This is a genomic window from Agrobacterium sp. 22094 (assembly GCF_052046015.1).
Classification (GTDB): Bacteria; Pseudomonadota; Alphaproteobacteria; order Rhizobiales; family Rhizobiaceae; genus Agrobacterium; species Agrobacterium cavarae.
In genome coordinates this window covers 416,738-438,724 of sequence record NZ_JBQEPX010000003.1, presented here as the reverse complement: position 1 = coordinate 438,724, position 21,987 = coordinate 416,738, and the positions used below count along the sequence as shown (strand labels likewise).

Annotated in this window: 22 protein-coding genes; 11 read left to right on the top strand and 11 right to left on the bottom strand. The window is 58.2% G+C overall.

Annotated elements, in window-relative coordinates:
* Positions 1-115: 115 nt before the first annotated feature.
* Positions 116-1,327, bottom strand: coding sequence for a TIGR03862 family flavoprotein (locus tag ACTJK5_RS16940; RefSeq protein ID WP_440612885.1), 1,212 nt, complete (start codon positions 1,325-1,327; stop codon positions 116-118).
* A 176-nt stretch (positions 1,328-1,503) separates the two neighbouring features.
* Here ACTJK5_RS16940 and ACTJK5_RS16935 point away from each other — a divergent pair, with 176 nt between their 5' ends.
* From ACTJK5_RS16935 to ACTJK5_RS16925, 3 genes are read left to right on the top strand one after another with little or no spacing between them, the layout of a single operon-like run.
* Complete coding sequence (locus ACTJK5_RS16935) at positions 1,504-2,091, top strand: IMPACT family protein (RefSeq protein WP_440612884.1); 588 nt, start codon at positions 1,504-1,506, stop codon at positions 2,089-2,091.
* A gap of 52 nt (positions 2,092-2,143) precedes the next feature.
* The gene (locus tag ACTJK5_RS16930; RefSeq protein WP_440612883.1) at positions 2,144-2,812 is read left to right on the top strand and encodes an RluA family pseudouridine synthase; all 669 of its coding nucleotides are present in this window, start codon (positions 2,144-2,146) and stop codon (positions 2,810-2,812) included.
* 8 nt (positions 2,813-2,820) lie between these two features.
* On the top strand, positions 2,821-3,450 hold the full coding sequence (locus tag ACTJK5_RS16925; RefSeq protein WP_440612882.1) for a class I SAM-dependent methyltransferase: 630 nt from the start codon (positions 2,821-2,823) through the stop codon (positions 3,448-3,450).
* Here ACTJK5_RS16925 and ACTJK5_RS16920 read toward each other — a convergent pair.
* Positions 3,447-3,632: a hypothetical protein gene (locus tag ACTJK5_RS16920; RefSeq protein WP_062424028.1), complete on the bottom strand. Its 186-nt coding sequence runs from the start codon at positions 3,630-3,632 to the stop codon at positions 3,447-3,449. The two genes, ACTJK5_RS16925 and ACTJK5_RS16920, sit on opposite strands and share 4 nt — an antisense overlap.
* A 183-nt stretch (positions 3,633-3,815) precedes the next feature.
* Here ACTJK5_RS16920 and ACTJK5_RS16915 point away from each other — a divergent pair, with 183 nt between their 5' ends.
* From ACTJK5_RS16915 to ACTJK5_RS16890, 6 genes are all read left to right on the top strand, one after another.
* Entirely contained in the window at positions 3,816-5,039 is a 1,224-nt protein-coding gene (locus ACTJK5_RS16915) for a PQQ-dependent sugar dehydrogenase (protein ID WP_440612881.1), read from the top strand.
* A 112-nt stretch (positions 5,040-5,151) separates the two neighbouring features.
* Complete coding sequence (locus ACTJK5_RS16910) at positions 5,152-6,168, top strand: DNA topoisomerase IB (protein ID WP_062600597.1); 1,017 nt, start codon at positions 5,152-5,154, stop codon at positions 6,166-6,168.
* 138 nt (positions 6,169-6,306) lie between these two features.
* The gene (locus ACTJK5_RS16905; protein ID WP_440612880.1) at positions 6,307-7,962 is read left to right on the top strand and encodes a phosphoethanolamine transferase; all 1,656 of its coding nucleotides are present in this window, start codon (positions 6,307-6,309) and stop codon (positions 7,960-7,962) included.
* A 67-nt stretch (positions 7,963-8,029) separates the two neighbouring features.
* Entirely contained in the window at positions 8,030-8,683 is a 654-nt protein-coding gene (locus ACTJK5_RS16900; protein ID WP_062424025.1) for a response regulator, read from the top strand.
* A 37-nt stretch (positions 8,684-8,720) separates the two neighbouring features.
* On the top strand, positions 8,721-10,034 hold the full coding sequence (locus tag ACTJK5_RS16895) for an ATP-binding protein (RefSeq protein ID WP_440612879.1): 1,314 nt from the start codon (positions 8,721-8,723) through the stop codon (positions 10,032-10,034).
* Between the two features lie 114 nt (positions 10,035-10,148).
* A complete protein-coding gene (locus ACTJK5_RS16890) occupies positions 10,149-11,249 on the top strand; it encodes an RHE_PE00001 family protein (RefSeq protein ID WP_440612878.1) in 1,101 nt (366 codons plus the stop codon).
* Between the two features lie 129 nt (positions 11,250-11,378).
* Here ACTJK5_RS16890 and ACTJK5_RS16885 read toward each other — a convergent pair whose 3' ends face one another.
* The 6 genes from ACTJK5_RS16885 to minC all read right to left on the bottom strand — a co-directional run bounded on the left by ACTJK5_RS16885 (position 11,379) and on the right by minC (position 17,644).
* Positions 11,379-13,577 carry a methyl-accepting chemotaxis protein gene (locus ACTJK5_RS16885; RefSeq protein WP_440612877.1) on the bottom strand — a complete coding sequence of 733 codons (2,199 nt, stop codon included), beginning with the start codon at positions 13,575-13,577 and terminating at the stop codon, positions 11,379-11,381.
* A 326-nt stretch (positions 13,578-13,903) separates the two neighbouring features.
* On the bottom strand, positions 13,904-14,839 hold the full coding sequence (locus ACTJK5_RS16880; protein ID WP_440612876.1) for a dihydrodipicolinate synthase family protein: 936 nt from the start codon (positions 14,837-14,839) through the stop codon (positions 13,904-13,906).
* Between the two features lie 139 nt (positions 14,840-14,978).
* A complete protein-coding gene (locus ACTJK5_RS16875) occupies positions 14,979-15,698 on the bottom strand; it encodes a GntR family transcriptional regulator (RefSeq protein ID WP_113261543.1) in 720 nt (239 codons plus the stop codon).
* Between the two features lie 114 nt (positions 15,699-15,812).
* The gene (minE, locus tag ACTJK5_RS16870) at positions 15,813-16,073 is read right to left on the bottom strand and encodes a cell division topological specificity factor MinE (protein ID WP_062424021.1); all 261 of its coding nucleotides are present in this window, start codon (positions 16,071-16,073) and stop codon (positions 15,813-15,815) included.
* Positions 16,070-16,882, bottom strand: coding sequence for a septum site-determining protein MinD (gene minD, locus ACTJK5_RS16865; protein ID WP_062424020.1), 813 nt, complete (start codon positions 16,880-16,882; stop codon positions 16,070-16,072). The genes minE and minD overlap by 4 nt, the downstream gene beginning before the upstream one ends.
* A 30-nt stretch (positions 16,883-16,912) precedes the next feature.
* Positions 16,913-17,644, bottom strand: coding sequence for a septum site-determining protein MinC (gene minC / locus ACTJK5_RS16860; protein WP_162740995.1), 732 nt, complete (start codon positions 17,642-17,644; stop codon positions 16,913-16,915).
* Between the two features lie 209 nt (positions 17,645-17,853).
* On the opposite strand from minC, the gene ACTJK5_RS16855 reads away from it, so the two are divergent.
* Positions 17,854-18,702, top strand: a complete 849-nt coding sequence (locus ACTJK5_RS16855; RefSeq protein ID WP_440612875.1) for a TIGR02587 family membrane protein — start codon at positions 17,854-17,856, stop codon at positions 18,700-18,702.
* A 7-nt stretch (positions 18,703-18,709) separates the two neighbouring features.
* The gene (locus tag ACTJK5_RS16850) at positions 18,710-19,120 is read left to right on the top strand and encodes a TIGR02588 family protein (protein ID WP_144620315.1); all 411 of its coding nucleotides are present in this window, start codon (positions 18,710-18,712) and stop codon (positions 19,118-19,120) included.
* 3 nt (positions 19,121-19,123) lie between these two features.
* On the opposite strand, the gene ACTJK5_RS16845 is transcribed toward ACTJK5_RS16850, so the two are convergent.
* Genes ACTJK5_RS16845 through ACTJK5_RS16835 form a run of 3 tightly spaced genes read right to left on the bottom strand, consistent with a single transcriptional unit; the run spans position 19,124 to position 21,919 of the window.
* Positions 19,124-20,200 carry an ABC transporter ATP-binding protein gene (locus ACTJK5_RS16845; RefSeq protein WP_440612874.1) on the bottom strand — a complete coding sequence of 359 codons (1,077 nt, stop codon included), beginning with the start codon at positions 20,198-20,200 and terminating at the stop codon, positions 19,124-19,126.
* Positions 20,197-21,027: a carbohydrate ABC transporter permease gene (locus ACTJK5_RS16840; protein ID WP_156462352.1), complete on the bottom strand. Its 831-nt coding sequence runs from the start codon at positions 21,025-21,027 to the stop codon at positions 20,197-20,199. Before ACTJK5_RS16840 ends, ACTJK5_RS16845 begins: the two co-directional genes overlap by 4 nt.
* A complete protein-coding gene (locus ACTJK5_RS16835; protein WP_062424015.1) occupies positions 21,017-21,919 on the bottom strand; it encodes a carbohydrate ABC transporter permease in 903 nt (300 codons plus the stop codon). Before ACTJK5_RS16835 ends, ACTJK5_RS16840 begins: the two co-directional genes overlap by 11 nt.
* Positions 21,920-21,987: the final 68 nt, after the last annotated feature.

The following is a 21,987-nucleotide window of genomic DNA, read 5'->3' as shown; positions in this document are numbered from 1 at the left end:
CTTGCCACGCCAAGTCTTGAACACAGGAAATGGAAGCAGGCTTTCGCTTATCCATTTGAATGGACTTATCAAGCGCTTTTTCATGTGCGATGCAAGAGGTATGACGATCATATGACTAACCGATGTCTGTCAACCGGTTCAGCAGACCTCTGGCTGCCGCCTTTCCTGTGGCAAAACAGGCTGTTAGGAGGTATCCACCAGTGGTTGCCTCCCAGTCCAGCATCTCGCCTGCGACGAAGAATCCCGGCAAGGATTTCAGCATATAATTCTGATCGATACTTTCCCAGCGAATCCCACCAGCACTTGATATCGCCTCGGCAATTGGACGAGGTGCGGAAACAGCAAGTGGAACCGCCTTGATCAACCGAGCCAGCTCGCTGGCGGACATCTGCTGTGGTGATGCGCATTCGCGCAACAGCGCGACCTTGACGGGAGACAGCCCCACGCTTTTACGCAGCCTGTTCGAGAAACTGTCCTTGCTGGATGCCGGCGCCAGATCCCGCGCGATGCGCTCCTCCGAGCGACCAGGGGCCAGATCGATCGTGAGGACAGTCCGACAGCCTTCTCGCAGACTGTCTCGCAAGGCGGCCGCGTGCGCATAGATAAGAGCACCCTCCACCCCATGCCGGGTGATGACAAACTCCCCTTCGAAGCGCCCCGCATCGGACGAGGTGACAACGGATTTGAGCGGCTCGCCGGCAAAGCGCTCGCGAAAATGCTCGCTCCAGGCGACGTCGAACCCGCAATTGGCCGGCTGGAAATCCGCAATATCCACGCCTGCCTCCCGCAAACCCTGCACCCACTCACCCGTCGAGCCAAGCCTCGGCCAGCTTGCGCCACCGAGCGCAAGCAAAACAGCATCCGGCTTGATTTCGATTTGCCCATCCGGCGTATCGAAAAGAAGCGCGCCGTCACGCAGCCCGGCCCAGCGATGGCGCACCTTGATCGCGACGCCCCGCTCTGTGAGGCGGCTGAGCCACGCCCGCAACAAAGGCGAGCCTTTCATCGCCTTCGGAAAGACACGGCCAGAGGTTCCGACGAAAGTCTCCTGTCCCAGCCCCTCCGCCCAATCGCGCAGCATCTGCGGTGTGAACGTGTCCAGCGCGCTTTTAAGGCGGGCTTCTGAAGCGCCGAAGCGCGTTGTGAAGCGGGCGTAATCCTCGCCATGGGTGATGTTGAGGCCGGACTTTCCAGCCATCAGAAATTTGCGTGCGACGGTCGGCATCGATTCATAAACAGTGACGTCCATGTCCGACGTGGATAGTTCCTCGGCAGCCATCAGACCTGCCGGGCCTCCACCGATGATCGCAATCTGTTTTCTTTGCATTGCCAACTAATATCCTTCGCCCGTTCGGCCCTCTTAAAGCATGTCGCGCAAAACTGTGCAGCGGTTTTGCGAGAACGACATGCGACAAAACAACGAAGGCGTGAGGGGTGAATCTCACAGATCACCACGTGCTTTCGAACGTTTGCCGCAACGCGTATATGCGCTATTGAGGCGTCATGTTCACGCTTATCCGGACGGAAACTTTCGAACAGGACATCAAGAAGAGCCGCTTTATCGCGACGGCAGGTTCTGTTGCCAATGAGGAAGCCGCAAGACGCTTCATCGCCGACCATTCGGACCCGGCAGCCAACCACAATTGCTGGGCATGGCGCATCGGCCAAAGTTATCGCTTCAACGATGATGGCGAACCGTCAGGAACAGCGGGCAAGCCAATCCTCCAGGCGATCGACGGGAACGAACTCGACAGCATCGCGGTCGTCGTCACACGCTGGTTCGGCGGAATTCTGCTGGGCAGTGGCGGACTTGTGCGCGCCTACGGCGGAACGGCGGCGTCTTGTCTGAAGGATGCCGAGAAGACCGCCATCATTCCTGCCTATCAACTGACTTTGACCTGCGGCTTTTCCGACCTCGCGTTGGTCAAGTCCCGCCTTCTATCCGTTGAGCATCTGGTCATCGAGGCCGAGACATTCACGGGCTCGGGGGCAGACCTCAGCGTCAGTGTACCATCAAGCGAGGCGCAACGCGTTGCGCGCATGATCCAGGACATCACCAGTGGGCGTGTCCTTCTGCCGCTGCCGGAATAGGCCATCTCGCGCCGCGCTGGCGTGTGGCGCAAATCATGCTATGAGGCTTCGCATGGCTGGCCAATTGCACAACCCGATCTATAATCCACCGCTGGAACCCAATATCTCGATCATTCACCGGGATGAGAGCCTGCTGGTGCTGGACAAGCCGAGCGGTCTGCTGTCGGTACCAGGGCGAGATCCCGCACTTGCCGACAGCCTCGCAACTCGCGTTCAAAAACAGTTCCCCTCTGCCTTGATGATCAACCGGCTCGACAAGGATACCTCCGGCATTGTCTTGATGTCGTTGAACAAAAAAGCTCATGCTGCCATCGCGAGCCAGTTCGAAAGCCGGACGACGAAAAAAATCTACCAGGCAATCGTCTGGGGCGAAGTGACGGGCGAAAGTGGTGAGATCGATCTTCCGCTGGCGATCGACCCGGATAATAAGCCGCGGCACCGGGTGGACCAGGATAATGGACGTCCGTCACAGACACAGTGGCGCGTTCTGGAACGCCTGCCGCTGCCCGCAACACGTCTGGAACTCCGTCCTCTGACCGGCCGCACGCATCAGCTGCGGGTGCATCTGAAGGCGCTTGGTCATCCTATTCTTGGCGATGAATTCTACGCCAGCGGCGAGGCCCTTGCCGCATCGGAGCGGCTTCTCCTGCACGCCGAAGAACTGAGCTTCCAACATCCGGACGGTCACGATGTGACCTTTCACGTCCCCGCGCCCTTCTGAGACGAGCCATGGCAAGGAAAGATGAAAGTCGAGAATTTGTCGTTGATTTCGTCGGCGGAGCAGTTGGTCACCGATTGCGCTCGGGTGAAGGGCGGGGACAGGCTTTGCCGAAGGCCGCCGGTTTCACCAAAGGCCGCACGCCCACAATCGTCGACGCGACGGCGGGTCTCGGCCGCGACGCGTTTCTGCTTGCCTCGCTTGGCGCGCAGGTCACGCTGATCGAGCGGTCGCCGGAGATGCATGCCCATCTGCAAGATGGAATTGCCAGAGCGCTTGCTGCAGGCGGCATATATGAAGAGATCGCCTGCAGAATGACGCTTCTTCACGGGGACTCCAGAGAGTTGCTGAAGACCTTGTCGCCGGACGTGGTGGTGGTCGATCCGATGCATCCGCCCCGCCACAACAGCGCGCTGGTCAAAAAAGAAATGCGGGTGCTGCGCGATGTGGTGGGTTCAGACCCGGACCAGCTGGAACTGATGGAAGCGGCTTTGCAGTCCGCAAACAAAAGAGTGGTCCTGAAGTGGCCGCTTCGGGCGGCGCCTATGGAGGGGCTTCAAAAGCCCTCCCATCAGATTTGCGGAAAGAACACGCGCTATGACGTGTTCATGGTGTTCAAAGCTGAGATTTCCGACGATTAACGGAACACCGGCTTGCGCTGCGCGTTCATCAAAAGCTCGTGACGCGAGGCAAAATCACCGAAAAGTTTGCGAAGACGCTTCTCTTCGGTCTCATCCAGTCGATAGCGACGGCAAAACTCCATCACGCTCAAAATTGGCTTGACCTCGGTAGTGTCAAGCTCGTCCTTGTCCAATCTTTGCATAATGCCCTCCTAACCGACGCAGCTAAACGCCGCTCGCAGAAGAACGTTCCAAGGTAAATCGTGTGGACGAGAAATTACATAAGACTGTACACGCGCCGATCAAGTTTTCTTGACGGACGTTGATGCAACTTAAAAAGCGCCGAAATGTTCCCGGTCGGCTCAATTAAACCGGAAGGGAGTTCCATGCCGCGCGTTCGACACCTGCTGACCACCACACTTCTGTCTGCCATCCTTGCCGTTCCCGGCTACGCCTTGGCGCAATCTGCGAGCCCTGTAGAAACGAACCCACCGCATGGGACGAACCAGAAGCCCGCTTTTGAAGGACAGACACGCGCACCACAGCCGGACAAGATGCCGTCGCTGCAAAAGACCGTTGTTGCCGATGACCTTCCCCATCTCTGGTCGATGGCTCTCTTGCCAGATGGCCGGATGCTCGTCTTGGCGAAGGAAGGTGCGATGCACATCGTCAAGGATGGCAAGGCAGGACCTGCGATCGAGGGCGTGCCCGAAGTCGCCTCTGACGGCCAGGGTGGTCTTCTCGACATTGCGTTGGCGCCTGATTTCGAAACGTCAGGAATGATCTACTTCTCCTTTTCAGAGCCACGCGATGGCGGCAACGGCACGTCGGTGGCTTCGGCAAAGCTGGTGGAGAAGGATGGCACGGCAGCGCTTGAGAACACCGCAGTCATCTTCCGTCAAACGCCCACCTATGACGGAGACAAGCACTTCGGCTCTCGTCTCGTCTTCGGAAATAATGGCGAGCTTTATGTCACCGTTGGCGAGCGTTCCGACAAGGAGCCACGCGTCCAGGCGCAGGATCTCTCCAGCGGACTGGGCAAGGTGTTCCGCATCGACACCAGCGGCAAGGCGCTCCAGGATAATCCCTTCGTCGGCCGCGAAAACGCCCTGCCCGAAATCTGGAGCTATGGCCACCGCAACATTCAGTCTGCAGCCCTCGACGGCGAAGGACGTCTTTGGACCGTCGAACACGGTCCGAAGGGCGGTGATGAGTTGAACCTTCCAAAGGCCGGACTGAACTATGGCTGGCCGGTCATCACCTACGGCATCGAATATAGCGGCGACAAGGTCGGCGAAGGCGCGACCGCCAAGGAGGGCATGGAGCAGCCCACCTACTACTGGGATCCGGTCGTCGGCCCCTCCGGCATGGTCTACTATAATGGCGATGCCATTCCGGAATGGAAGGGCTCGTTCCTCATCGGCGGCCTGGTCACCCAGGGTCTCGTGGTGCTGAAGATGGAGGGCGACAAGGTCGTGTCGGAAGGCCGTCTGCCGCTGGAAGCGCGCATCCGCGATGTCGAGCTCGGCAAGGACGGCGCAATCTACGCCGTAACCGAAGAGCGCGGCGGCGGCAAGTCACAGATCATCCGTCTGGCGCCGGACGCCTGATCGCCCGGAGTCTGATCAAATTCACAGGAGCGGGCATGTCCCGCTCCTTTTTCTGGAACGGACACCTGTTCAGCGCAGTTATTTGAGAAAACTCGAAGGCAGCGCCAAAATCATGAACCAGCATCCCGCCCGGCTCCTCAAGAAAATCGGTTTAACCTATGTCAGCGACCAGGAACCCGGCATCGCCCGTGAGCGGCGTGGCAAGGGATTTTCCTACCGGCTTCCAGACGGAACGCTGCTTTCCGACAAGATCGAAATCACACGCATACGGTCACTTGCCATCCCGCCCGCCTATCAACGCGTCTGGATCTGCATCGAGCCCTCGGGCCATCTTCAGGCGACCGGCTTCGATGCGAGAGGGCGAAAGCAGTATCGCTATCATGTCGACTGGCACGCATTTCGCGGTGAAACCAAGTTCTTCCAGTTGAAGTCGTTCGGCGAGGCATTGCCCGCCATTCGCCGCCGGGCGCTCTCCGATATCGAGAAGGACATCAACAGCCAGAACAGAACGCTCGCAGCGTTGGTTCTTCTTCTTGACGCGGCCTACCTGCGCGTTGGTAACAAGACCTATCTTGAAAGCAACGGCACCTATGGTGCAACGACGCTTCTGAAGCGCCATGTGTCGCTCGGCGAGACGATTGAACTTCGTTTTATCGCCAAGGGTGGACAGAAGGTGCGCCGCAGCCTTCGGCACCCAAAGCTGCAAAAGATTCTGGAAGAGATCGCTGATCTGCCCGGCAAACAGCTTTTCGTTTGGCAGGATGAAAACCACATGGTCCATCCCATCGATTCCAGCGCACTCAATAGCTACCTGTCCGAAACAGCGGGCGAAGGCATTTCAGCCAAGACCTTCCGCACCTGGGGCGGCACGCTGGCTGGCTTTTGCCACGCTGCAGAGCGCCTCGCGAGCGGCAGCGCGCCGACCATCAAGAGCATCTGCGAAGCAGCGGCAGAAGAGCTTTCCAACACGCCAGCCATCTGCCGCAAAAGCTATGTCCACCCATCCGTACTGGATCTTGCCACCGAGCCGAAAGCGATCAAACGGCTTGAGACCGTTTTGGAAACGCCGACAAAAGCCATATCGGGGCTAAGGGCAGACGAGCGTCGGCTTATCTCCTACCTCACCTAATTAAGCACTATCTTGATAACCAGGTTGAACCGTTCAGCCTCGTGTCAGCAAATCTCTCCAGAAGGCCTTCATTAGCCGGAAAAGTAAAAAGCGCTCATGCGCGCCCGGTACACTGATTGGCACGAGGAGAATGGGCGCGTGGCACCATTGACGGATCACCTGGACAGCAGCAAACTTCGCCGTCCTGAAATTGGCAGCATTACATTGAGCATTATCACCGCTCTGTATTTGCTGTTCTTCATGAACCAGACATTCTGGTCGAAGGTGAACACCCATCTGTCTGCCTATCCCGTCGCGATCTACGCGCTCTATGTGGCCATGGGAGCGCTCTTTGCCGCGCTCCTCATCACCTTCTCGGCGAAGTACATCATGAAGCCGGTTCTGATGGTGGTGATCGTCATTTCCGCGCTCTGCTCCTGGTTCATGGATCGCTTCGGTGCGGTGATCGACCGCGACATGGTGCGCAATGCCTTCGAGACCACCACCGGCGAAGCAAACAATCTGATCACCTCCGCCTTCCTTCTGCACATGGCGATCTACGCACTGCTTCCCATCGTCCTTCTTGCTTTCGTGCGCATCCGCCACCGGCCGATCCTTGGGAAGCTGTTCTGGAATACGCTGAGCGTCATCGCCTGCCTCCTCATCATTGGCGGCATGGCCGCGATGAATTCTAAGACCTTTACCACAGCGATCCGTCAGCACCGGGATATCGTCAAAAGCCTCAATCCAATTTCGCCGATGTTCGCCACGGCGCATTACTTCCAGATCGCTAATAAGGAAGCGCAGTTGACGGTAACGCAGACCGGTCTCGACGCGAAGGTACAGCCTCCCGTCGTTGCGGTCGGCAAGCCGCGCGTGACCGTGGTTGTGGCAGGGGAAACCGCGCGTGCTGCCAATTTCTCGCTGAATGGCTATGGCCGCGAAACCAACCCCGAACTCAAAAAGAGAGATGTGTTCTATTTTCCGAGCACGGTCAGTTGCGGCACCTCCACGGCCATCTCACTTCCCTGCATGTTCTCGAAATTCACGCGCTCGGAATATACTCACAGCAAGGCGCTCTCCAATGAGAACCTCATGGATGTTCTGGTGCATGCCGGGGTCGACGCGCAGTGGCTGGACAACGATACTGGAAGCAAGGGCGTAGCGGATCGCATTCCCTATTTCGACCTCAGCGCCACCCGCGATCCCACCTTCTGCAAGACCGGCGAATGCAGTGACGATATCTTCCTCGACAGGCTCGACAGCTGGCTCGACCGCGTCACCAAGGACAGCGTCATCGTGATCCACCAGCTTGGCAGCCACGGTCCGTCCTACTACCTCCGTTATGGCGACCAGTTCAGGACATTCACGCCGGATTGCCGCACTTCGGAACTCGGCAATTGCAAGGACGAAGAGATCGTCAACGCCTACGACAATACGATTCTCTATACCGACCATTTCCTCTCTGCCATCATCGACAAGCTGAAGGCCCGCTCCGACAAGCTTGCGACCGGAATGCTCTATGCATCCGACCATGGCGAGTCGCTTGGCGAAAACGGTCTCTATCTGCATGGTGCGCCTTACATGCTGGCACCGGCAGAGCAGACCCACGTGCCCTTCCTGGTATGGATGGACAATGACTTCGCACGTTCCATGGGTGTGGACCGGGCCTGCCTTGCCGATGAGGCAAAGGCTGGTGGCAAGTCCCACGACAATTTCTTCCATAGTATTCTTGGGATGATGAACGTCTCCACCTCCGTCTACGACTCGTCGCTCGACGTGTTCCACGCCTGCCAGTCGAAGCCCACGACATGATGCGCCTGTGCCTTGACGACGAACCGCACGAAGCGATACGCATTGGCAGTTCGGGAGTGAGGTCGGTGTGCGCGTTCTGCTGGTTGAAGACGATCATGTGCTGGGAGAAGCACTAAGGGATCACGTGGCGGCAGCAGGGCATGCCGTGGATTGGTTCAAGACATTGGGCGAAGCCATGGCGGCGACCGAGACCGTGAGCTATGGTCTCATCCTGCTGGACTTGCGTCTTCCCGATGGCGAGGGGCTCAGCCTCTTGCGGGCATTGCGCAAAGCGAACAATGCCGTCCCCGTGATCATCCTGACTGCCCATGATCAGGTCTCCGACCGGATCGAGGGCCTGAATGCCGGGGCGGACGACTATCTGGTCAAACCGTTCAATCTTGGCGAACTGACAGCCCGGATGCTTGCCGTGTCCCGCCGCTATGAGGGACGCTCGACGCCGATCGTCAGATTGCCCGGTATTGAAATCGATCAGGCGGCGAAAAGTATTACGGTCAACGACCGCTCACTGACACTGAGTGCGCGGGAATGGGCGGTGCTGGAAAAGCTCGTCGAGAGACCGGGCGCACTGATCTCGAAAGCGCAGCTGCAGGAAACCTTGTATGAGTTCGGTGCCGAAATCGAGAGCAACACAGTCGAGGTCTATATCAGTCGGCTGCGCAAGAAGATCGGTTCGGATCGCGTGGAAACCGTAAGAGGGCTTGGTTATACAATTCGCTGATCTCATACCGTTTAGAACGGGGCCTCGTAAAACGAGCATGACGCGCCGGATGGTGCTCGCGCTGGTCAGCGTGCTGGCTATTTCCTGGATGGTCGCATCTGCCCTTGGCGTGATGGTCATGGAGGAAGAGTTTGCGGAAATCTTCGACAGCGGCGTCCAGGAAACAGCCGACCGGCTGCTGCCGCTCGTCGCAGAGGATCTTCGCGAACGCAGCCCAGAAGCGCAACGGCGTCTCGGCCAGCCGACGACCGGCTCGGAATATCTGACCTATCAGGTGCGCGATCGCGACGGTGCTGTTTTGCTGCACTCTCATGAGAGCGCCAGAGAAGGCTTCGATGTACCACTGAGGCCGGGTTTTGCCGATACGGATACCCAAAGAATCTACACCGTGGTCACGCCGGAGGGGGATCTCTATCTTCAGGTGGCCGACGCTTTCGCCAATCGCCGCGAAGCGATTGAGGAAGCATCCACAGCACTCATTCTTCCCGTCCTTGTCCTCATCCCGGCCAGCATCATTGCCGTCATTCTCGTCATCCGTCGTACGTTGGTGCCGATCCAGACGCTGAGAGACGACATTGCCCGCAAGGATGGCGGCAATCTCGCGCCGGTCGATTCCGATTGCCTTCCGACCGAACTGGATCCGATCGCCCGCTCGGTCAATCTGCTGCTGGAGAGGTTGCGTTCAGCGCTGGAAGCAGAGCGTTCCTTTGCCTCCAACAGCGCGCATGAATTGCGAACGCCGATCGCCGGAGCGCTTGCCCAGGCGCAACGCTTGAAGGCGGATATTCCACCGCACCTTGCCCCGCGCGTCGATCAGATCGAATTGTCGCTCTCCAATCTCGCGCAACTGTCCGAGAAGCTTTTGCAGATGTCGCGCGCGGAGGCCGGTATCGGCATCTCCGATACGATCATCGATCTTCTCCCAGTGCTGGAACTCGTGGTGGAGGATATGAGCCGCTCAGAACTTGGCGCCGGACGCATTCACTTGCATCTTCCAGAGGACGGGCCGCTGAAAGCCAAGGTCGATCCGGACGCTTTCGGTATCGTTATTCGAAATCTCCTGGAAAATGCGCTGACGCATAGTCCCGAAGATTCGCCGGTCGATATCTATGTCGATAAGAACAGGTCCATTCGGATCGTCAATGACGGAACGGCGATCGATCCAGCACTTCTGCCGAGACTGACAACCCGCTTCATGCGCGGCCAAACCCAGGCGTCTGGGTCTGGCCTTGGCCTTGCGATCGTCGACAATCTGGCAAAGCGGATGAATGCGCTGCTCACTCTATCCTCGCCCGCCCCAGGTCGGGAACAGGGCTTCGAAGCGAAGATCGATCTGCCGAAGCAGGCGTGAGGCCCTGGAGACAGCTCCAAGCCTCTTAGACTTTAATCTTCTTGGATGTAAACATCGGTTGAAAGTGAACAGCCAGGATTGCTTTCATTCCGGTCTGTCCTTTAAGTGATTCCAATGACCTATGAGTTCTCTTTATTGAAAGCCACAAGGCTCCTGCAGTCCCTGACGCGGGCTGGCGAGGCTTTGGCGCGTCTCGATGAAAGGGTCAGCCGATCTCCGATCAGAGACGGATTTCTGCAGCGACAGAATTTCCACGATGCCGTTTCCTCGCTTTGGGTCGATGGGGAACTGGTCCATGTCGAGGATCTCGTCTTGCACGATGCACGTATGGACATTCGCGCTCCGACGAACGAGATCGTCAATGCCCACCGTATTCTGAGGGCAAGGCGGCTGATGGAAAGTCATCCGGCGCAATGGGCGCTGAGCGATCACGGCATCGATCTCCTCCGCGGGAAAAACGTCCAGCCGCAGGCCGCCCCATCAAACCTGGTTTCGGATGGCGAAGAGGCGGACTTCGAAGAGCCAGACGATGCGGACAAAGCTCTTGCCGATGAGTTGGCTCAGATGGACGCCGTGCTGTCACGCAGCACCGCCCTTGTCGCAGATGCCTTGAGCTATCGCAGTCAGTCGGAGACGTCGATCCACAGCCCTGCCGTCGAACACTCCGATGAATATAGCGAGGAAGAAAGACTGCATCTGTGGCGGAAGCTTGTCGATCGCTATTCCAACTATCCGGCGCCGCTGCAGGCTGCCATTCTCCTCGATGCCTGGCGCGATATCCAGGTGTCGGACCGAAGCCCGTGGCTGGGTCGGCAACTCGCAGCCGCATCGCTGCGCGCCAATGGTTTGACAATCCTGCCGACGCTCAACAGCGGACTTCGCGCCATTCACAGAGAACGGCGCCATTCGCGCGATCAGGAAGAACGACTGGTCGCGATCCTCGATGGAATGATCGAAGCGGCCGAACTCGGCATGAAGGAACACGACCGTCTTTTGAACGGCAAGAGCCGGATGGAGAGACGGTTGGTCGGAAAGCGGTCAAATTCGCGACTGCCGGATCTGGTCGAACTGGTTCTGGCAAACCCAGTCGTCTCCACATCCATGATCGTCAAGGAACTTGGTACCACGCCACAGGGCGCGATGGTCCTTGCCAACCAGCTGGAGCTGCGCGAAATGACAGGCCGCGGACGTTTTAGGGCCTGGGGGATTTTGTAAGCCCTTTGCCACTACGGCATCGGCCCGAAAATCGGAACCGATTTCTGGAAAGCACGATGCGTCGGGTCAAAAAGATAGAGCCCCGTGCGTCCCAAGGGATGCAAGGGGCTCTCGTTTCTAAATCGCAGATCAGCTCGCCATGGCGTAGCGTGCGTGGGACGGGTTCGAGGCGAGCCTCGTATCTCCGCTGACGCGGAAGCGTCCCACCATGCTGGCCAGGTTTTCGGTTTCCTGCGACAGGCTTTGAGCAGCAGCGGTGGTTTCTTCCACCATCGCTGCGTTCTGCTGCGTAACCTTATCCATCTGATCGGCGGCCGACGAGACTTCCTTCAAGCTGACGGCCTGCTCACGGGCGCCGGCTGCAATCTGGTTGATGGTCTGGCTCATGCCGAGAACCTGTTTGACGATCTTGCCAAGCGAATCGCCCGTTTCTTCAACCAGATGAACGCCGGTTTCGACCTGGCTGGACGAGGTGGAGATCAAGCCCTTGATCTCCTTTGCGGCATTGGCGGAGCGCTGCGCCAGTTCACGCACTTCCTGCGCAACCACCGCAAATCCCTTGCCTGCTTCGCCAGCGCGTGCGGCTTCGACACCCGCATTCAGCGCCAGAAGGTTCGTCTGGAATGCGATTTCATCGATGACGCTGATGATGTTGCCGATCTTGCTGGACGATCCCTGGATTTCGGTCATCGCTGCGACGGCGCGGGCAACGACGTCGCCACCCTTTTCAGCATCCGCCCTGGCGCCATTAACGGTCTTTTGCGCATCCGTTGCACCATCGGCGGTGTCGTTCACACCACGAGTGACCTCGCTTAGGGCTGCAACGGTCTCTTCCAGAGCGGCGGCCTGCTGTTCGGTACGGCGAGCCAGATCGTTCGACGCGGTGGAGATTTCGCTTAGACCGGAGCGAATCGTGTAGACTGCGCTCACGACATTGCTGATCGTCTCTTCCAGCGCAGATACCGAGATGTTGAAATTCTGGCGGATCGTGTCGAATTCAGGAGCGACCTTCTCGTTCATGCGAACCGTCAGGTCGCCGCTTGCCAGAGAATTCAAGCGGCTCTGAACCAGCTCGACGAAGTGTCGAAGATCTTCAGCCTTGGCATTGTCGATGTCGCTTTGACGCTTGCGATCGGTTTCGACCTGGCGCTGGAGTTCTTCCTGCTCGGCCTGAACGTCTTCGCCGCGGGCAAGCGCAAAACGGAACTTTTCAAGTGATGCGGCCAGATTGCCAAGTTCATCCTGCTTGCCCGTCTGGGCAACCTGATCCTTGTAATTGCCATTGGCCATCTTGCCGACGGAACCCAGAACGGATGTCAGAGGCTTCTTGATCAGGATCTGCGTGGCAACGAGGATCACGCCAAGCGTCACTGCGAGAATGATCAGGCCACCGATCAGCATGCTATAGATCTGCTGCCAGACTGGCCCGGAGAAGACGGCCGAAGGCACATCCAGGACCGTCGCCCAGGTGGTGTTCATGCCGGGTGCCGTGAAGGGGTAGACGAGACGGACAGAACCGTCCGGGAGACCCTCGATCACACGCATCTTGCCGTCGGCCAAGGCCTGCTTGACGAGATCGGCGCCGACATCGGAATAATCCTTCATCAGATTGTCGGCGTTGTCGTGGGCGAGCCACTTACCGTTGTTCGCGACCAGCATGACGTCGCCACCTTCGAACGGCTTGATCTGCGCCAAGCTCTTCGTCAGATCGCCGAGCTTGATATCAACGCCTGCGATGCCGACCATCGTTCCTGCGGCCTTGACTGGCACGGAGACGGACGTGACGAGCTGCTTCGTGTTGGTCAGATAGGGCGAGGTGATGAGCGGTTTACCGGTCTTCACCACACCGCCGTAATATTCGTCCTCTGGCTTGATCTTCCAGGTTGAGAGACCGATCTTGCCACTGTCGTCCTTTGTCCAGTAGGGCGTGAAGATGCCCTCCTCGTTCAGAGCTTCCTTGCCGACCGTCGGCTTCGGGCTCTTGCCGTCGATCAGTTCACACATCCACGCGCCAAACACGTTCGGATATTGCGGCGCGACGGTCTCGATCATTGAAACGATGTCGGCGCGGCTGCGCGAACCGTTTTCGATGAAACCACCGATCGTGGCAGCAAGCGTTGCGCCTGCGGATGTTGCGACGGAGATGTCTCCAGCGATCTTCTCGCTGACTGAAGCAGCCTTCTCGGTTGCGAGCGCCATCACGTCACGCTCGGTCGCTGACTTCACGTTCATCACGTTAACCGCCGTGTAAGCAATCATGATGCCGGCAATAGCTGTTCCGGTAGCTAAGATAAGCTTTCCGGAAACGGAATTGAGAATCTTCTTCATGCGACGAGCCCCTCTAATTTTGGGGCGACGTTAATGTAAGATTTTAAACAATTCGCAAACAAACCGCGAAAAGAATAGTGCTGTCTGGCATTTAGGAATTTTGCACGATCGCCTCTGAGCTTAAGCGAAACGCGCGATTCTCTGCTTGAACTCTATTCCATCGCGATCGGCAAATCAGTTTCCGCGTCCGGGTCTGAAATAAAAAAGAGGCGGCCGTTGTCTGGCCGCCTGCTAGATGTTTGAACCGTAAGGTATAGCACGAAGAACGAGACTTGATGCACAGCGCAATTCTTGGCAATCGCGTCATGCGTCGAAGTCGGTAGTAGTCACGCCGAATAACGCGATGCGTACCAGTTTTGGAACAAGGTGTATTGGCTTTCCAGATGACGGCGCTGCGAGGCGCTCAATTCATCCGTCTCGTTGAAATGCAGCGTGTATTCGGTATCGCCGTTCAGAACCATCAGATACTTGTAGTGCAGAACGAGGTCAGGACCTTCATCATAGGTCGAGAGCACCGTCAGCGCCTCTTCCAGCTCGCGCGCTTCAACCCGTGCCGCTGCATCGCCCTTCGCGGCCTTTTCGCACAGAGCGACCAGATGCAGCACTTCCTTTGGCAGCGCGTTACCGATGCCGGTGATGGCACCGCCTGCACCGCAATTGACGAAGCCGTGGTAGACGCCCGTATCGACGCCGACCATCAGCGTCAGATCATCGTCACCGGCGGTAATGTTTTCCGCAGCGTAGGTCATGTCCTGCTTGCCGCCGAATTCCTTGAAGCCGATGAGGTTCGAATAGCGCGAGCGCAGATCGAAAAACAGATCAGCGCGGGTCGCAAAGCCATAATAGGGGCTGTTGTAGATCACCGCCGGAAGACCGTTTGCCGCTTCGAGAATGGCGGAAAAGTGCGCCTTCTGCGCAGAAACGGAAGACCCGCGGGAGAGAACGCGCGGAATGACCATCAAGCCCTTGGCGCCCACCTTTGCAGCGTGAGCAGCGTGGCTGACGGCCGACTTGGTGTTGATGGCGCCGGTGCCGACGATGACCGGAACACCCGCTTTAGCAAGACGCTGCACGCCTTCCTGGCGCTGCTCGTCTGTCAACAGCGGCCAATCGCCCATGGAGCCGCAATAGACGACTGCCGACATGCCGGCCGCGATGAGTTCCTTGCCCTTCTTCACCAGCAGGTCGAAGTCAGGCGTTCTGTCCGCCTTGCAAGGCGTCATGAGGGCGGGGATGCATCCGGTGAAGATCGTGCTGGCCATGGTTTCCAATCCTTTTGCGGCACCATAGCCGCCTGATATGCAGCCCTTGTAGCATTGGATTTCGATCTTGTCGACAAATAAAATACATGAAATCTGGGCGCAAATGCTGGGCGTTCCGCCAAAGGCGCTCTTTTTGAATTTAAAGGCTGAGATTGGCGCTTTGGCGAGTATCGGCCGTGATGTAGGAGCGGATCTGTGTGACGATCTGATCGGCATGCGCCCTGGCAAGCGCGTCCGCCTTTTCGACGTCCCGGTCGATGATCGCCTGAATCATGTCTTCATGCTCGCTGACATACTGGTTGGGCAGGACATCATTGAACGAGGAGTAGTAGAGGCGAAGGATGCGCCGTCCCTCGTCGAGCAGCCGAGTGAAGAGCTCGACATAGTGACGGTTGCCGCCAGCCTGCGCGATCGCGACATGAAAATCGCGGTTGGTGGAAATCATCGCAAGCGCGTCGCGTTGCTCGACAGCCAAGGCAAAGGCGCTTTGCAGGGTGCGGATCTGCGCGATATCAGCCTCTGTATGATTGGCCGCAGCAAGCCGAGTCGTAACGCGATACATCAGGGTCAATGCGTCGAAGAATTCCGGCAATCCGAGAAAATCGATCTGCGAGACGATGGTGGCGCGGTTGGTCAGCGTCGTGATCAGCCCTTCGGCGGAAAGACGGACCAGCGCCTCACGAATGGGCGTGCGCGACAGCGAAAAACGTTCGGAGAGTTGCAGTTCATCGATCGGACTGCCGGGCGCAAGCCGCAATTCGATGATCTCGTTGCGTAGCGTCTCGTAGACGGTGGAAACGCCAAAGCCTCTTCGGTGGGTCTGTTTTTCCCGCTCGTCCGCCTTCTCCACCTCTGCCATCAAACCATCCTTCAGTCTCGATCAAGACAGGCTTAGTCCAGAATCGCGCCTGATGGAAAGATCAAACCGCCCAACGATAACGCCGGGACAGTGCCCGGCGTTATCTTGATCGAGTTAGGCAGCGCGAAGCGACGCGCTCAATGGAATTTCGACATCGATTTCCAGAAGCGACATATGCTCGTCGCTGTCCATTTTGACATGGACCTTATCGCTATCGATCTGCACATGCTTGGCGATCGCCGCCAGAATTTCCTCACGCAGAATGACGACCAGATCCGAACCCTGATTGGTGCGCTCATGCGCAAGAAGGACTTGCAACCGTTCGCGTGCGACGGGTGCGGACTTCTGTTTGCGGAAAAGGTTGAAGATGCTCATGCGGCCCTCCCGAAAATCTTGGCAAAGATGCCGCGCTTTTCGCCAGGAATGGAAACCGGAATGTCTTCGCCCGACAGGCGTCGTGCCGCATCGAAATAGGCCATGGCTGGCGCCGACTTGGCGTCAGCCAGCGTGACCGGTGCACCGACGTTGGAAGCGCGCAGCACGTCCATGCTTTCGGGAATGATGCCGATCAACGGAATGGAGAGGATTTCCAGAACGTCATCGACCTTGAGCATGTCGCCGCGCTCGGCGCGGGCGGCATCGTAACGGGTCAGAAGCAGGTGCTTTTCCATCCGCTCGCCCCGTTCAGCCTTGATCGTCTTGGAATCGAGAAGGCCGATGATGCGGTCGGAGTCACGCACAGACGAGACTTCCGGATTGGTCACGACGACGGCGATATCAGCGTGCCGCATGGCAAGCGTTGCGCCGCGTTCGATACCCGCGGGACTATCGCAGATCACCCAATCGAAATGCTTCTTGAGTTCGGAGATGACCCACTCGACACCTTCCGGCGTCAGATTGTCCTTGTCGCGCGTCTGGGAGGCCGGCAGCAGGAACAGCGTATCGAGACGCTTGTCGCGGATGAGCGCCTGCGTCAGCTTGGCGTCGCCCTGAATGACATTGACCAGATCATAGACCACACGACGTTCCGCACCCATGACCAGATCGAGGTTACGAAGACCGACGTCAAAATCCACGACGACGACCTTTTCCTTGTTCTGTGCCAGCGCTGCACCGAGGGCTGCGGTCGACGTCGTCTTTCCGACGCCTCCCTTTCCGGAGGTAACGACTACTACCTTCCCCATCCTGATCTCCTGTTTCCTGCCGCTTACGGCTTAATTGAGTTTGTCCGCCTTGATCGTATCGTTTTCCAGCCAGAGCTGGACGGCCTGTCCCCGAAGCTTCGGGTCGATATCTTCCGCAACCTTGTAAACACCGTCGATGGCAAGAAGCTCGGCTTCCAGCTTCTTGCAGAAAATGCGTGCCGAAGCGTTGCCAAGTGAACCCGCCATTGCGCGTCCGCGCAGCGCGCCATAGATATGGATCGAACCGCCGGCAATCACTTCTGCGCCGGAGGCGACAGAACCGACGATGGTCACATCGCCTTCGGGAAAGATGATCGACTGGCCCGAGCGCACCGGCTCGCTGATCATCAGCGACTGCACGACGCTGCGGATTTCCGTCACGGGTGCTCTTTGCTCCGCCGGCGTTTCCACCTCGGCAAGCGCCACCGGCTCAACCTCGACATCGGAGGCCGGCTTTCCGCCCTTCAGCGCTGGCGGCATGCCGGTTTCGATCATCGAAGGGCGTGCGCCCTCGATGCCCATGATGGCAACGTTGCGATTGTAAAGCTCGGCAAGCAAGGACTTCAGGCCTGCCTTGTCGAGCTTCAGATCCGCCACATCCAGCACCACCGGACGTGACAGAAAGAACCCGGCAGAGCGCGCTGCCAGATCGTCCAGCCGCTCCAGCCAGACATCCAGCGGCGACTCGGGAGAAAGAACGACCGCCAGAAATGAGCGGCCCTTGATACGGATCGAACGCGAGTCTGTTAGCACTTTGGTCATCTTGGTAAAGAAATCGTTGATAGAGAGGTAGCGGTGATTTGGTTAACAAATGGTTAACGCACGCCCTTAGCCACGGCTAAAATTAACTTCGATACCCCCTTGACCAAGCACCGGACTGAGTCGGTCGATCCCTCTGAAAAAGCCTGCGTTTGCGGCTGCGGGAACCGGCCTTAATCCAGAAGGTTATACGCCTATTCCGGGGGGATAAGATGGCCGATAGCGCGACGCAATATTCATCGAAGGAACGGGAGTTTCTGGTTGGCCTCGCGCGTGGCGTGGGCGGTGCGCTTCTCTTTGCGCTTCCCATGCTGATGACGATGGAGCTGTGGTTTCTCGGCTTCTACATGTCGCGGGAAAAACTGCTCCTGCTCTGCGTTCTCAACATCCCGCTTCTGGTGGTGCTGGCAAAGCGTGTCGGCTTTGAGAAAACCTCCTCCTGGATCGAAGTCATCCGAGATGCGGTGACGGCCTACGGCCTTGCAATCATCGTCAGCGCCGCCATTCTTGCCCTCTTCGGCTTGATCAACGACCAGGCGACGACGAGCACGACGGTGGCAAAGATTGCGCTTCAGGCCGTCCCTGCCAGTATCGGCGCGCTTCTCGGCCGCAGCCAGCTTGGCATGCATTCCGAAGACGATGACGAAGGCGACGACGCCCAGACGGAGACCAGCTACTTCATTGAGCTGTTCATGATGCTGGTCGGCGCCCTCTTCCTCGCACTCAATGTCGCGCCGACTGAGGAAATGATCCTGATCGCCTACAAGATCACGCCCTATCAGACGCTGCTAACAGTACTCCTGTCGCTCACTCTGATGCATGGGTTTGTCTATGCTCTCCACTTCAAGGGCGGGCACGGCCATGCAGAAGATAGCGCCTGGTGGCACACCTTCATCCGCTTTACCATGCCGGGCTATGTCATCGCGCTTGGCATCAGCCTCTACTGCCTGTGGAGCTTCGAACGACTGACGGGAACATCCCTGTCGCAGATCGTCGGAGCCGTCGTCATCTTGAGTTTCCCTGCAGCCATCGGCGCTGCTTCGGCCCGCCTCGTGCTATGAGAACGCCATGACCAAATCCTCCGCAGACGGCCATATGGAAACATCCTCGCCCCACTGGATCGAGTGGGTCACCGGCATCATCTCATCCTTGCTCGTGATAGCACTGCTCGGCTGGATCTCATGGGACATCTATCGCTATGACGATGCGAAAGCGGATTTCGAACTGTCCGTTGTCTCCATGGAGCCCGCCAGCAACGGCTTCAGGGTGAACTTCGATATCCACAATGTCAGCCAGACAACCGCCGCAACGGTGCATGTGGTCGGCACGCTGCGCAGCGCAGACGGAACAACGGATACGGCGGATGTGACCTTCGATTATGTTGCAGCCGAATCCCATGACAACGGGACGCTCTTCTTCAAGAGCGATCCGAAATCGGGCACGCTGGATCTGCGCGTTGGAGGCTTTACCGATCCTTGAAGATCAGAGCCGCTGTTCGGTTTCATGGTCGAACAGATGCAACGACGCTGGATCGATATTGAAGCCGACGCTGTCCCCCGCTTTCACATTGCTTCTTCCCTGAAGCGCCACCGTCATTTCCGGTTGCGTCGCCGTGGTCACGGTGGTCGCGGAGCCTGTGGTTTCCACAATGCCGACCGGCAGGGTAATCGTCGACGATCCGGGCGGTGCGAGCGTGATATGCTCCGGCCGGATACCAACGGTGACACGTGCGCCCGGCGTGAAGGCAACGGGGGACATGATCGTCTGAGGTTCAGACTTTCCACCAAAATTCAAAACCAGCGTTCGCCCGTCTTCCGCAGCGATCGCCGCTACAAAGTTCATGGCCGGAGAACCGATAAACCCTGCGACGAAGAGGTTGACCGGTCGATCGTAAAGCTCAAGCGGCGCGCCCTGCTGCTCGATCACGCCGGCGCGCATGACGACGACGTGATCGGCCATGGTCATGGCTTCGATCTGGTCGTGTGTGACATAGACAGACGTTGCTCCGAGGCTGTTGTGCAATTTGCGAATTTCAGCGCGCATGTGAACGCGAAGCGCCGCATCGAGATTGGACAGCGGCTCGTCGAAGAGAAACGCCTTGGGATTGCGGATGATGGCGCGCCCCATCGCGACGCGCTGGCGCTGGCCACCGGAAAGCTCGCGCGGATAGCGGGCAAGGAGCGTGGTGAGGCCGGTGATCTGGGCGATCTCCTCCGCCTTGCGGCGTGCCTCGGCCTTGGAAACACCCTTCAACCGCAGCGAATAGGTGAGGTTCTTTTCCACTGTCATATGCGGATAGAGCGCATAGGACTGAAACACCATGGCGATATCGCGCATGCGCGGCGGCTGGCGGGTGATATCTTGGCCTTCGATGCGGATCATGCCGCTCGAGATCGTTTCCAGCCCCGCAAGGGTGCGCAGCAACGTCGACTTGCCACAGCCGGACGGCCCGACAAGCGCCACGAACTGGCCTTTCGGAATGGCGATATCGATGCCGCGTAGCGCATGGTAGGCGCCGTAGTGTTTCTGGATGCCGGACAGTTCGATCTGCAATGTCATTTGAGCGCTCCGGATGTCAGGCCGCTGACGATGCGGCGCTGAAGCAGGACGAAGATGATGAGAATGGGCGTTACGTAGATCGCCGCGAAGGTCATGATGCCGGTCCAATCGGAGGCATTCGGCCCGACGAAGAACTGCAGGCCGACAGTCGCAGGCTGGAAGGCCCTGTCGGTAATGAGCGAGCGCGAATAGACATATTCGCCCAGCGACTGAAGAAAGATGAGGATCGCCGAAACCAGTATGCCATTGCGGGCAAGCGGCACCGAGATGCGAAGGAATGCGCCAATGCGGCTGTTGCCATCCACCAGCGCCGCCTCTTCGAGCTCGCGCGGCACCTGGGTAAAGGCTGCCCGCACCAGAACGATATAGAGCGGCAGCTTGTTGGCAGCCGTTGCCAGGATGACGCCAGTGCGCGGCCATGACAGCAGGCCAAGCTGACTGAAAGCGACGAAGATCGGCGTCACCATCAGGGATGGCGGCAGGACCTGCAGCATCAGAACGAGGAAGAGTGCCAGATCCATCCAGACCGAGCGGACACGCGCCAGAGCGTAGGCGCAACCCGTGCCGAAGAGCACGACAAGCGAGACCGTACCGAAGGCGATGACCAGCGAGTTCTGGATGAAGGTATCCATGCCCATGTCGCTCCAGACACGGGTAACCTTCAACTCGGGATGATGCGGCCAGAGTGTCGGCGGGTTGGCGAAGGTCTCGGTGTTAGTCTTCAGCGCGGTGACATACATCCAGTAGAGCGGGAAGAGGTAGATCGCGACGATAGCGACGGCGATGGCCAGCAGGAGCCAGCGTTTCCAGGGGGTGCTAGACAACATGTTCGTGCCTCGTCGAGCGGACATAAGCGGTGGCGACGACGATGACCAGAAGGGTCATCACGACGGAAACGACCGAGCCATGGCCGATGCGGTATTCGCGGAAGGCAAGCTCCCAGGACCAATATTGCAGCACGTTGGAGGCATTCGACGGACCGCCTTGTGTCAGCGCCGCGAAAAGGTCGAACTGCTGCAGGGTGAAAATGATGCCAAGCGAAATGACGGCACCGAGCTGCGCCCGCATCATCGGCAGGGTGATGGTGAAGAAGCGCTGCAAGCGTGTCGCTCCATCCAGTTCCGCCGCCTCGTAGACGTCATCGGGGATCGAGGCGAGACCGACCGACAATAGGATCATGTTGAAGGGAACGCCGAGCCAGATATTGGCGATGATGACGGAGTAGATCGAGATCGATGGGTCGGAGAGCCAGAAGATTTTCTGCTGGGTGATACCGAGTGATTGCAGGAGCCAGTTCACCACGCCGAAGTCACCGGCCAGAATCCAGCCCCAGATGGCACCGACCACCAGTCCCGGCATGATCCAGCCCGCAAGGAACAGACCACGCAGCCAGGATGCGCCCGGAAAATCGAGCCGGAAGAACAATGCAAGCGCCAGGCCGATCCCCAGTTGGAAAATGACGGACAGGAAAACAAACAGAAAGGTGTTGCGCACGATCGGCATGAACAGCGGATCGTCGATGATTTCGCGGTAGTTATCGAGACCGACAAACGGGCGGTCGAAGGTGGCAATGGTGAAGAGATCGACGCTCTGGAACGAGATGACCAGATTGTAGATCAACGGGAAGGCGGAAAAGGTAACGAGATAGGCGAGCGCGAACAGAACGAGCGCGCTGTCAAACCCACCACCATCGCGGAAAACTCGATTGAAACGGAGCATTTCGCCTCCCGACATCTCATATGCGCGTTCCACCAGGTCGGACCGTGCGCTTCATAGTTTGGAAACTG